We start from the raw sequence: 10,625 nt of genomic DNA, 5'->3' as shown, positions 1-10,625 counted from the left end.
CGGCACATCCAACTTCGATCCACCCTCATTGAGGGATGCCTGGCCGGCACCGGCCTCTCACTCACCCCACCGACCCCGCCCTGAAAACCTCAGTAATCTGAGAAGTGCCTCCAGCTGCTGCGGATACAGGACCCGGATAATCTTCTTTCCCGCTGGCCAGAGGCACTCTTCAGATAGCTGACATCTACCGGGCGGTCAGCTTCGTGAAAGCGCGAGGCTAGGCCGGTCCGACGCTTAATTGTGACCACTTCTCGCCGTAAGGTGGTGATCATGCAGTACGATCCACTGGTTTATTCCGCCCTCCGTGCCGCCGGCTGGATTCCCGGCCGCCAGGCCCCGGAGGCACTACTCGAGGTGGAGAGGCTCTTCGCAGCCTCCGACCGACCCCTGCCCGACTACGCCCGGGCATTCCTCGCCGAGTTCGCCGGAGTGCGGCCGAGGTTCCCCAACCCTCGTCAGCTAGAGGTCATCACGGGCATCGACTTGGGCGTGTCCCCGACCGCGTTGAGCAAATTGGCCTTGACCAGGTTCTGCGCAGAGACGGGGGAGGACCTCTGCCAGGTCGGCAAAGGCATCAGCGGCAGCGACGGGTTCTATCTGCTGGGTGAATCGGGCGCACTGTATTGGGCCTGGGAGAATGTCAGCCGTGTCGGCCAGGACTTCGCCGAGGGCCTGTTGCGGATGATGACCGAGAAACGGCCGCTTATGCTCTGACCCCGACCACCAACGCAGCCCCGACCCGACACTTCGCTCCTCGCGAGACACGGGCCGTGGCTGCGTTGAGGGTCCAGCCCTCCCAGCCGAAGCCGTGCTGGTCGTTGGAACCGATGTGCGACGGCTTCGCGCGCCGGGCCGACACTGTGGCCGGGCGCCTTGCGAGCCGGCAGCGCCGCGCCCACACCGCCGCTTCGTGGCGCCACCGGTCGGGAGGAGGAGTGAGGAGAAGGGCCTGGACGTCCAGCGATCCGGTAGCCGCCTTCCAGGCGTTCGCCGAGCGGCTGACCGCCTACGGCACCATGCTGCGCACGACGGGGCGCCAGCTGCGCGACGCAGCTCCGCCGAGCATGGCGCCCCACAGCTCGTTCGGAGTGAGTGCGCAGGCGGGCATCGACGGGTGGCGCAGCCATTCGCTGGGGCGGTTCTGCCACTCGGTGGCGATCCACTGGTCGAGAGGTCCTGCAACTGGGCGACGCGCCACAGGGCCTCGCGCTGGCAGTCGGATCCGCGGCGGGTGACGTCGGAGCCGGTGTGGCCGGCGACGTGCTGGCAGAACAGGGTGTTGATAGAGCCGAAGGTGCGCTCGACGTGGCCCTTGGCGGTGGGGCGCCGGGGCTGGATGGGCTGCACGCTGATCCCCAGACTTTCCCAGGCGGCCAGGAACGCCGATGAGAGGAAGATCCGGCCGCGGTCGACGACCACGGTCTCCGGGACGACGACGGGGCGGGCCGCGGCGGCCTCCAGGCGCCCGTCCACCTCCAGGAGGTCTTCGTACGGCACGGGCGCGCGGGATATCGCCAGTGGCTCGGGTCAGCTCGGCCGCAGCGGGTGCGGGACGGCCATCTCGGCGAGCAGCAGCGCGGCGTCGACAGCCCTGGTGTCGGCCGGGCGCAAGACAGCGGCGAGGATGGAGCGAGTGGCGACGTCCAGCGCGATGTTGTGGACGTAGTTCTGGACTGACCGTTGACCAATGGTCAGGGTCTTCCGGGTCTCTGGCGGTGTCTGGAGCCGGCTCGCTCGGTCACGTTGGCTCTTGCCCCGGGTTCTGCCCGGCACGCCTCCCTTTCTGGTGGCCCCACCCGCGTGAGTCCTGGCATCATGGGCCCCATGACGCAGACCCGAAAGGCCGATGGCGCGTAGGCCGCCCGGTGCCATCCGCGCTCAGCGGTGGCCAGCTCCCAGCACGACCCGTTCCGTCCGCCGGATTCCAGGCGTTCCCCGTCGCACTCGGGCGGCCATCTACCAGATCGAGGCCCAGCATCTGGGACGCGGTGCTGTTGCTGAGGCTCTGCACCGATACGAGACATTCCTCCAAAAACCCGGCCGATACCTGCATCTGCCCTTGGATGACTGCCCCTGCTGCGACCCGACGGACGCCCGGGGCACCCTCGAAGACGCCCTTCGCTGGCTGTCACCCGCAGCGCGGGGAGGGCTGCGCGAGATCGTCGCACGACTCGATGAGGAGTTCCTCCGTCGCACCCTGCCCGACCCATCGGCCGCGTCGGTGAGTTCATGGCATGCAGCAGCGTTGTGGAGGCAGCCAATCCGGGAGATATGACCGCTGACCTGCTGCCGGGCAGCGTCCTCCGGGACCGGGACGAGACAGACATCATCGAGCGCGCGCTCTTCATCGCCCTCTATCACCGGCGCCCACCTGCGGACAGCGAACCGTCGGTGGACACGTGCCGAGCCCTCTTCGACGAACTTCGTCGCGTCAGATCGACGGCACGGCCTTCGGGACCCGAATCCCGCTGGCTTGCCGCCTCCGACGGCGTGCGACTGCGACGAGGGAGGGTGAACCGAGTCCTGATCTCGGGCACTGCCTGGTCCACCGCCCGGTCTGCCCTTCTCCTGGCCTGCTTCGACGACACTTTGTGTGAGCACGGCTTCCAGACCATCGTGGGCTGGTCACGCAGCGACTTCCACGCCCTTGCAGCGCAGTGCGAGGTCCTGGACGCCGAGGGCCTGCGAGCCGAGCTGTTCTGTGCCCGGGCGCTGGGAGACGGTTTCCGGCACCGGAAGCTGCTGACCTTCGCACTCGACCACATGGACATGGCCCCGGCCAGCAGGGATGTGGAAGCGATAGGGAGGAGTCTCTCGGAACTGGTCAGCAGATGCGACGTGGAGGTTTTCACCGATCTGCTCGCCAGAGTTCAGGCCAGGGTGCTGAAACCCCCGCGCCGATCCAGGGGATCAGCGTCTGGCCGCCGCAGCCAACGTCTCTACTGGTGGCGGTAGTTCGTCATGCTCTGCGTCATCGCCGATACATAAATGGTTACCGGGACTGATTGCCCAGAACGCCCCCTCCACCCTCGCCCCCGGCCCCTGAGCCGTTAGTCAGAACTCCCCACCCACCTCCGGGTCACGTCCTGGGCGACGCCCGCAACCGGTGGCGCCACAGGCGCCACCCCGCATTCCACGCAGGGCCGCCGGCCCGCCCGGTTTCAACCCACCGCGCTGCGCCCGTCCCACGGTGACGCCGTAGGCGGCAGCTCCCATGCCTCCACCCAAGGGGGCCGCCGGGCCCCGGCCTCCTTGCTGCGCCACCGGACAACCGGTTCGCGCCCGGGGGCACGGTGGTGCGCCGTGACGCCCGCGTGGTTGGCCGGATCACCGGGCTGCGCACCCACCGGGCCGGCCCCAGCACACCATCGCGGCCACGGAGGCCTCGCTCGGGTGTCCTGGCCTGGGTCGGTGCCCGCCCCGCCCCCGCGCGGGCCGCTTGCCATCGGAAGCGGCTGCGTCCTTACGTGCCGCAGGTGTTGCCGATCCGTGTTAGTTTTTACTCATGCGAGTAAATCCATCGGACGCGGCCGCTCCGGAGAGTGGCCGGAGCTTCACCACCGACGCGCGGCGTGCCCAGATCGTCGCTGCCGCGATCGAGACCGTCGCCGAACTCGGTTACGCCCGTGCCTCGTTTGCGCAGATCGCCAAACGGGCCAAGCTCTCCAGCGTGCGGCTGATCTCGTACCACTTCGACGACAAGGAGGACCTGTTCCAGGCCCTGGTCGACACCGTCCAGGAACAGGCGCGGGTCGCCATGCAGCCGCGCATCCGCGCGCACACCGAGCCGGCCGCGATGCTGGCCGCCTACATCGAGGCGAACCTCGAGTTCCTGGCGGAGCACCCCGTCGAGGTGCGGGCACTGGTGGACGTTCTTGCCAACGCCCGCCGGGAGGACGGCAGCCCGCTGGTCAGCTCGGCGGGCTTCGACACCCCCGTCGCGCTGCTGGTGCAGCACCTGAGGGACGGCCAGCGCAGCGGCGCCTTCCGCCGGTTCGACGCGGAGGCGATGGCCACCGCGATCCGCGCCTCGATCGATGCGGCCGCAGGCCGGCTCGCCTCCGGGGACGACTTCGACCCGCGCGCCTACGGGCGCGAACTGGTCGCCCTGTTCGCCCTCGCGACCAGGAACCAGGAGGCGTCGTGACCGTCCACGCCGCCCCGCGCCGCCGGCCCCGCCTCTTCTTACCGCTGCTGCTCGATCTCGTCCTGCCGCTCGGCGCCTACTACGGGCTGCGCGCCGCGGGCGTGGACCAGTGGTGGTCCCTGCTCTGGTCGGCCGCGGTGCCGGCGGCCACGATCCTCGTCCGGCTGGTTCGCACTCGCCGTCTCGACTTCCTGGCCCTGCTGATCCTCAGCATGATCGGTCTTGGGCTGGTGCTCTCCTCGCTCACCGGCGACCCGCGCGCGCTGCTGGTCCGCGAGGCCTGGACGGGCATGCTCGGCGGACTGATCGGCGCCTGGCTGCTGGCCTCGGTCGGTTACGGACGCCCGGCTCTGATGGTCGTCTTCCGCTCGTTCGTGCAGGCCAAGGCGGGTGAGGACGGGCTGCGCGCCTGGGAGGGGCGGTGGCACCAGGACGCCGCCTTCCGGTACGGCCTGCGGGTGATCACCGCGGTGTGGGGCGCGGCCAGCCTGCTCAACGCGCTCGCCCAGCTCGCCTTCGCCTACCTGCTGCCGGTGGACGCCGCCCCTGCGGCCATGAACGCGTGCTGGCCGGTCATTGCCGCGCCGCTGTTCGTCTTCCACCTCGCGTACACCAAGCGCCACGGCCTGCGGGCCTGACCGGAACGGGACCTTCCCTTGACCACCACAGCCCCCGTCGACCGCTTACGGCTCTTCCCGGAGCCCAACCTCGACCTCCAGACCCGCGCCGCCCTCGGTGCCACCGCCTACCGGGCCGCCGAAGCCGGGGAGCTCCTGGCAGCCGTCGACCGCATCAACCGGGCCGGACTGTCCGGCCGCGGCTACCACGAGGAGTTCCTCGCCCTCGGCCGCCGCACCGCCGTCGCCGCGGAAACCGCCCTCCGCTCAGGCCGCACGATCGGCGCCCGCGACGCCTACCTGCGTGCCGCCAAGTACCTGTCCCTGGCGTTGTCTCCGTTCTCGGCAGCGCCCGGCCGGCCGACGAGCCGGCGGTCTTCGCCGAGATGCAGGCCTGCTGGCACCGAGCGGGCGAACTCCTCGACCCGCCCGTACAACGGCTCCGCATCCTGTACGAGGACGTCGCACTGCCCGCCTACCTCCTCACGCCCCCAGGAACACCCCGGCGCCGGCCCACCCTCATCCTCGTCAACGGCAGCGACGCCCAGAGCATCGACCTCTACGCCTTCGGCGCCTGCGCGGCGATCGAACGCGACTGGAACGCCCTGATCCTGGAGGGGCCCGGGCAGGGCAGCCTGCTCTTCGAGCACGCAATCCCCTTCCGCCCCGACTGGGAACACGTCATACATCCGGTCGTCGATCATCTCCTGCGCTCCCCGCTGGTCGACCCCGACCGGATCGCCCTGACCGGCTGGAGCATGAGCGGCATCCTCGCCATCCGCGCGGCCGCCTTCGAACCCCGGCTCGCCGCCGTGGTCGCCGACCCAGGCGCCGTCGACAACTGGCTCGCCTGGCCCAAGACCTGGCGCGAACTCGCCGACCATCCCGACCCGGAAGCCGTCAACCGGCACTGGCAACAGGCCGTCCTCCCGCAACTCGGCCAGGCCACCCCGCTGCTCGCCAAACGCGCCGAGATCTTCGGGCCCCAGTTCCTGCACGACGGCCGCGCAGGCCGGGCGCCCCAGGACCTCTGGCGACTCGCCCGCACCATCCGCCAGTTCCGCTGCGACGACGTGGCACACCTCGTCACCTGCCCGACCCTCGTCCTCGGCTACGAAACCGAGGCCCTCATCCCGGACCAGGACACGCACCTCTTCGACCTCCTCCGCTGCCCCAAACAGCACACCATCCTGACCACCGCCCAGGGCGCCGGCGACCACTGCGCCCCCATGGCCCCCCAACTGCGGAACACCCTCGTCCTCGACTGGCTGGAGCGCACCCTGGCCTGACCTCCTTCCCCGGCGGCGCGGCCCGGCGCACCGGACGCCACCGCTGGACGTGACGCCGCCCGTCCCGTCGGCTGGTTGCCCGCGTACGGGGGGCCGGACTGTTCGGCCGGGGGTTCGGCTCGTGGTTCGGCACGGGGGCCCGGGGCGGGTCCGGTCCGCGGTGCGGACCGGCCACCGGCCCCCATCTCCGCTTGCCGCCTGTTTGCGCTGCTCATCGGGGGTGACGGGTCGAACTCACCACTTCGACTTACCTTCCTGGGCCCCTGCCTGGTGGTTGTGGTGGGTGGGTTGGGGGTGTTGGTCGGTGCGGCCGGGTGCTGCGCTGTGCTCTTGTTCTCGTGTCCGGCTGGTGCCGGCCGCTCGTGGTGGTGGGGTGAGGTGGGCGGCGGAGGCGGTCAGGCGGGTTCTGGGGGTGGTGGCCGTAGGAGGCGGACTTTGCCGTAACGGGCGCGGGCGGCGTCCGCGCTGAGTCCGAGCGCCTTGCCGATCGTGGCCCAGGTCGCGCCGGCCTCGCGGTCGGCGATCACCGCGCACCGGACCAGCTCGCGGGTCAGCTGCTGAAAGTCGGCCGCCGCGATGCGGTGGGCGCCGGGCAGCCCTTGCTGCGCGTGCAGCGCCTCGGCGATCAGCTCGTCCAGGGCCAGCGCGTGTGCCTGGAGTTCCTGGCTGATCTGGAGCAGGGCCACGCGCGCGCGGATCGCGGCCTTGGCGCGCCTGCGGGCCCGGTAGGCGGCCTGTCGGCACGGACGCGGGCGTGGGCAGTACCGGCGGCCCCGCCCGCTCGGCAGGACGCCCCCGCACCAACCGCATCTGTCGCCCATTCGGAGGATATGACCGTTTTCGGGCGACATGAGGCCGCCACCCGGCCGCCCCTCCGCTGCTTCTCGGGGGTGTGACCTGTTGGGGGTTGGAGGCGTTTTTGGGGGTTGGTGGGGTTGGCTGGGGCAGCCGGTCGGCTGCTGCGCCCGTCCCGGGCCAGGGGCCTTCTGGTTGCTGTGTGTGTTCGGCGTGGGCATGCCATGCGGCTGTGGGTGGGGTGTCGAGGGGTGGGGAGTTGGCGGGTTTTCGGGCGGGTTCTTGGGTTGTTCTGGGGGTGGTTTCGGGGGAAGTTTTAGCCGAGGTTTTCGCTGGGGGTTTTCCTGGTTTTTCTGCCCGCGTGTTCTGGGGTATGGGATGGTGTGCGTCACGGGCCGTGGGGTGTCGGATCGACGGGTGCTCGTTTTGAGCACCCGCTCGGAAGGCCCGCTGCGGGTGCTCGATTTGAGTACTCGTCTCCCAGGGGTCCACGGTGTCCGGGGGCCGCTCGTCGGCGTCCTGCTCGGTGCCGTCGGTGTTCTGCTCGCCGCCGTCCGGGCCGCCGGGCGCGAGGCGGCCTGGCTGCTCGTCGGCGTCCGCCAGGCCGCGGTCCTGTTCGGTGTCGCCGTCCTCGCGGTCCGGGCGGGGATACCTCGCGCGTGCCATCAAACGTGGTGCCGGTCGGTCGTCTGGCCGCCGTCCTCGCCCCCCTGCCGCATCCCGCCCCCTGGCGGCCGTCCAGGGGGCGCCGCGCCCGCCGTCCGGGGCGCCGCCGCGCGGTGCTGCGCGCCGGCCTCGCTTCCGCTGTGCGGTGCAGCGCCGTGGGCGCCGTTCTGGGTCGGGCTGTGGGGTTGTGAGCCCGGCTGTGGGGGATGTGGGGCTGGGTGTGGGGCCTGTGAGCCGAGCATGCCCTGTCTTGTCCGGTATTGCCCTGTGGGGGTGCCCTGTGGGGGTTGTGAGGCAGGGCCCGTGTTCGCCCTGGTAGGGGCGCCTGCCTGTAGGGCGGCCTGTGAGGCTGTGTGGCCTGTGGGGCAGCGCCCGTGACCCCTCTCATCGAAGTTTGACCCATCTCACCGAACTTTGACGGCGTCTCGGCGAAGTTTGACCGCGTACCTCTGGCTCTGGGCCCGGTTCTAGGATTTGCGGCATGGCAACAAGACTCGTGCAGATCAATATGAAGGCCCAGGACGACTCCGTGCTCGGCCGGTTCTGGGCGGAGGCACTCGGCTGGGGTGTCGACAGCGAGGGACCCGGCGTGACGAACCTCGAACCCGTGGGCTTCGACTACCCCGACCCCACGGCCGTCTGCATCGACATCATCACCCGCCCCGAACCCAAGACGGTGAAGAACCGGGTGCACATCGACCTGGCCACCACCTCGGCCGCCCACCAGGCGGAGTTGGTCGCGCATCTGAAGGACCTCGGCGCGACCCTCGCTGATGTGGGCCAGGGCGATGTCCCCTGGACGGTCATGGCCGACCCGGAGGGCAACGAGTTCTGCGTCCTGGAACCCCGCCCCATCTACCGGGACACCGGGCCGATCGCCGCGGTGGTGGTCGACTGCACCGACCCACGCGCGATGGCCCGGTTCTGGGGCGAGGCGACGGACTGGACGGTGCACGAGGTCGCCGACGACCACGCCTCCCTGCGCTCCACCCAAGGCATCGGCCCCTACCTGGAGTTCGTGTGCACTCCCGATATCAAGAGCGGGTGGAATCGCGTCCACCTCGATGTCGCTCCTTACCTCGATGACGACCTGACGGGAGAGGAATCCCGGCTGCGCGCCCTGGGCGCCACCGACCCTGGCATCGACCAGTCCTCGATCTCGTGGAAGATTCTGGTCGACCCGGAGGGCAACGAGTTCTGCCTCCTTAGCCCTCGCTGAGCCCGAACGACGGCTCCGACCTGCTCGGGTCAGCGGCGAAGACGGCGTGGGCTGAGAAGCCGTGATCAATCCGGGCGTGATCGTTTGATTTCCGCTGCTCAGGCGTGGCGTCGGCGGGAGGGCGGGCACGATGGGCGCGTCGTGTCGTCGTGATGCCGGAGGTGCCGGTTGCCCTCGCCGCTGGGTCTGCTGGAGGAACGGGAGCTGGATGCGCGTCGGCGCTTGGAGGAGTGCCGCGAGGCGGCGGAGCGCGCCCGGACTGCGGTCGCCGAGGCCGAACGGGCGCATGAACGGGCGGTGATCGCCCGGGAGGAGCTGGCCGCGGCGCTGGCTGGTGCGCGTGAGGTGGACGGTTCGCCGCGGAGCGGGGAGCCGGCGGTGGCCGCGGCGCCGGGGACGGTGGTGCCAGTGTGGAGCGAGGGTGTGTCGGTGCGGGTGCTGGCGCCGGACTACCAGCGGATCGTCGTCCTGCTCGACGATGTCGCGCGGGAGGGGACGGGTCCGTTGAACTGCCGTCAGGTCGCTCAGCGGCTGGGATGGGAGACGTCCGCGGCCGGGGGGGAGGGGGTGCGCGCGAAGGCGCGGCGGATGGCCGAGCGGGGCTGGCTGGCCGGTTCAGCGCCGTCTTCCGGCCAGGCGGCGGGTCATGAGGGCGGTCATCGACCAGCGCACCATCGCCTCGGCGCAGGCGGTAGTGCGTTCGTAGTCGCGCGCGAGGCGGCGGGTGCGCATCGGCCACCCGGTTGGTGCGCTCGATCACCCAGCGACGCGGCAGCACCTGGAACCCCATGGTGGCCTCGGTGCGCTTGACCACCGTGAGTGCCAGGTGCAGTGCGGCGGCGGCCCACTCGACCAGGGCGCCGGTGTAGCTGCTGTCGGCCCAGACCAGCTTCAGGCGAAAGTACTTCTCGCGCAGGCGCGGCAGCATCGCGGTCGCGGCGTCGCGGTCCGTGGTGGAGACGGGGGTGACCGGCACGGCCAGCAAGAGGCCCAGGCAGTCCACCACCAGGTGACGCTTGCGGCCGTTGATCTTCTTGCCGCCGTCGTAGCCGCGTGTGGCGGCGCCGACCACGGCGTCAGCCTTGACCGACTGGGAGTCAATGATCCCCGCGGACGGTTCCGGGTCGCGGCCCTCCTTGACCCGCACTCGGCGGCGCAGCCGGTCGTGCAGCTCGGTGAGCAGACCCTGGGCCAGGAAGCGGCGGAAGAAGCGGTAGACGGCCCGCCAGTGGGGGAAGTCGGCGGGCATCGCCCGCCATTTGATGCCGCCGTCGACCAGATAGAGCACGGCGTCGACCATGGTGCGGTGGCAGTAGGCCTCCGGACGGCCGCCTCGGCCCTCCAGCTAGCGCGGCAACGGCAGCGCGTCACGCGCCACGGCCCACTCGGCGTGGGTGAGATCGCTGGGGTAGCGGCGTTGGCGGTCCTCGTGGTCGGCGGCGTTGCCGAACCGGTGAGCGAGACAATCACAGCCCGACACGCCGGAGTTGGACGCCGACCCGGCGAAAACGACAGACTGGGACAACAGGGCCTCCTCGCACTCCGGTGACTCGACATCTCCGGGCTGCGCAGGAGGCCCTTCTTTCATGCGCCGTCCCGTACACGATCACCCGAACAGGACCGAGAACCGAACCCCCGTCCGATCTCAAAGCTCGGATCCGGACTGGACGACGGGCCCCGACAGCCCGCCGCACCACAGGATCTCGACCCGTGTTCGATCCGGGACCGACGGATTCTCCGATCTGTGGTGGACGACGAGGACGGGCATTGGCACGACCGGCGGAGAACGGCTCGTGCCTACTGAGGTTTTCAGGGCGGGGTCGGTGGGGTGAGTGAGAGGCCGGTGCCGGCCAGGCATCCCTCAATGAGGGTGGATCGAAGTTGGATGTGCC

General features: G+C 70.4%; 9 protein-coding genes and 1 pseudogene. 6 read left to right on the top strand and 4 right to left on the bottom strand.

The annotated features are described in order from the left end of the window. Positions 1 to 270 precede the first annotated feature (270 nt). Positions 271 to 714, top strand: coding sequence for an SUKH-3 domain-containing protein (locus tag ACH4J0_RS42145; RefSeq protein ID WP_396246491.1), 444 nt, complete (start codon positions 271 to 273; stop codon positions 712 to 714). A 337-nt stretch (positions 715 to 1,051) separates the two neighbouring features. On the opposite strand, the pseudogene ACH4J0_RS42140 reads toward ACH4J0_RS42145, so the two are convergent. Beyond that, a pseudogene (locus tag ACH4J0_RS42140) lies at positions 1,052 to 1,653 on the bottom strand (transposase); the annotation flags it as partial. A 618-nt stretch (positions 1,654 to 2,271) separates the two neighbouring features. On the opposite strand from ACH4J0_RS42140, the gene ACH4J0_RS42135 reads away from it, so the two are divergent. The 4 genes from ACH4J0_RS42135 to ACH4J0_RS42120 all read left to right on the top strand — a co-directional run bounded on the left by ACH4J0_RS42135 (position 2,272) and on the right by ACH4J0_RS42120 (position 6,053). Continuing rightward, on the top strand, positions 2,272 to 2,955 hold the full coding sequence (locus ACH4J0_RS42135; protein ID WP_396246490.1) for a hypothetical protein: 684 nt from the start codon (positions 2,272 to 2,274) through the stop codon (positions 2,953 to 2,955). Positions 2,956 to 3,505: 550 nt separating this feature from the next. Then, positions 3,506 to 4,147: a TetR/AcrR family transcriptional regulator gene (locus ACH4J0_RS42130; protein ID WP_396246489.1), complete on the top strand. Its 642-nt coding sequence runs from the start codon at positions 3,506 to 3,508 to the stop codon at positions 4,145 to 4,147. Then, a complete protein-coding gene (locus ACH4J0_RS42125; protein WP_396246488.1) occupies positions 4,144 to 4,785 on the top strand; it encodes a VC0807 family protein in 642 nt (213 codons plus the stop codon). The genes ACH4J0_RS42130 and ACH4J0_RS42125 overlap by 4 nt, the downstream gene beginning before the upstream one ends. 365 nt (positions 4,786 to 5,150) lie before the next feature. Then, positions 5,151 to 6,053 carry an alpha/beta hydrolase family protein gene (locus ACH4J0_RS42120; RefSeq protein ID WP_396246487.1) on the top strand — a complete coding sequence of 301 codons (903 nt, stop codon included), beginning with the start codon at positions 5,151 to 5,153 and terminating at the stop codon, positions 6,051 to 6,053. Between the two features lie 395 nt (positions 6,054 to 6,448). Here the strand turns inward: ACH4J0_RS42120 and ACH4J0_RS42115 are convergent, their stop codons facing one another. Continuing rightward, the gene (locus ACH4J0_RS42115; protein WP_396246486.1) at positions 6,449 to 6,739 is read right to left on the bottom strand and encodes a hypothetical protein; all 291 of its coding nucleotides are present in this window, start codon (positions 6,737 to 6,739) and stop codon (positions 6,449 to 6,451) included. Between the two features lie 1,256 nt (positions 6,740 to 7,995). Between ACH4J0_RS42115 and ACH4J0_RS42110 the strand changes: the two genes are divergently transcribed. Further along, a complete protein-coding gene (locus ACH4J0_RS42110) occupies positions 7,996 to 8,733 on the top strand; it encodes a VOC family protein (protein ID WP_396246485.1) in 738 nt (245 codons plus the stop codon). Here the strand turns inward: ACH4J0_RS42110 and ACH4J0_RS42105 are convergent. Beyond that, a complete protein-coding gene (locus ACH4J0_RS42105) occupies positions 8,720 to 10,033 on the bottom strand; it encodes an IS5 family transposase (protein WP_396246484.1) in 1,314 nt (437 codons plus the stop codon). The genes ACH4J0_RS42110 and ACH4J0_RS42105 overlap by 14 nt on opposite strands. 45 nt (positions 10,034 to 10,078) lie before the next feature. Further along, complete coding sequence (locus tag ACH4J0_RS42100) at positions 10,079 to 10,258, bottom strand: hypothetical protein (RefSeq protein ID WP_396246483.1); 180 nt, start codon at positions 10,256 to 10,258, stop codon at positions 10,079 to 10,081. Positions 10,259 to 10,625: the final 367 nt, after the last annotated feature.

The sequence above is a fragment of the Kitasatospora sp. NPDC017646 genome, from assembly GCF_044329365.1.
GTDB lineage: Bacteria > Actinomycetota > Actinomycetes > Streptomycetales > Streptomycetaceae > Kitasatospora.
The sequence above is the reverse complement of the archived record's forward strand: the minus strand, read 5'-3'. Positions and strand labels throughout refer to the sequence as shown.

Excerpts from the sequence above, each read along its gene's own strand:
- ACH4J0_RS42135 (WP_396246490.1), top strand. The coding sequence starts at position 2,272 with ATGACCGCTGACCTGCTGCCGGGCAGCGTCCTCCGGGACCGGGACGAG.
- ACH4J0_RS42105 (WP_396246484.1), bottom strand. The coding sequence starts at position 10,033 with ATGGTCGACGCCGTGCTCTATCTGGTCGACGGCGGCATCAAATGGCGG.
- ACH4J0_RS42130 (WP_396246489.1), top strand. The coding sequence starts at position 3,506 with ATGCGAGTAAATCCATCGGACGCGGCCGCTCCGGAGAGTGGCCGGAGC.
- ACH4J0_RS42120 (WP_396246487.1), top strand. The coding sequence starts at position 5,151 with ATGCAGGCCTGCTGGCACCGAGCGGGCGAACTCCTCGACCCGCCCGTA.
- ACH4J0_RS42145 (WP_396246491.1), top strand. The coding sequence starts at position 271 with ATGCAGTACGATCCACTGGTTTATTCCGCCCTCCGTGCCGCCGGCTGG.
- ACH4J0_RS42110 (WP_396246485.1), top strand. The coding sequence starts at position 7,996 with ATGGCAACAAGACTCGTGCAGATCAATATGAAGGCCCAGGACGACTCC.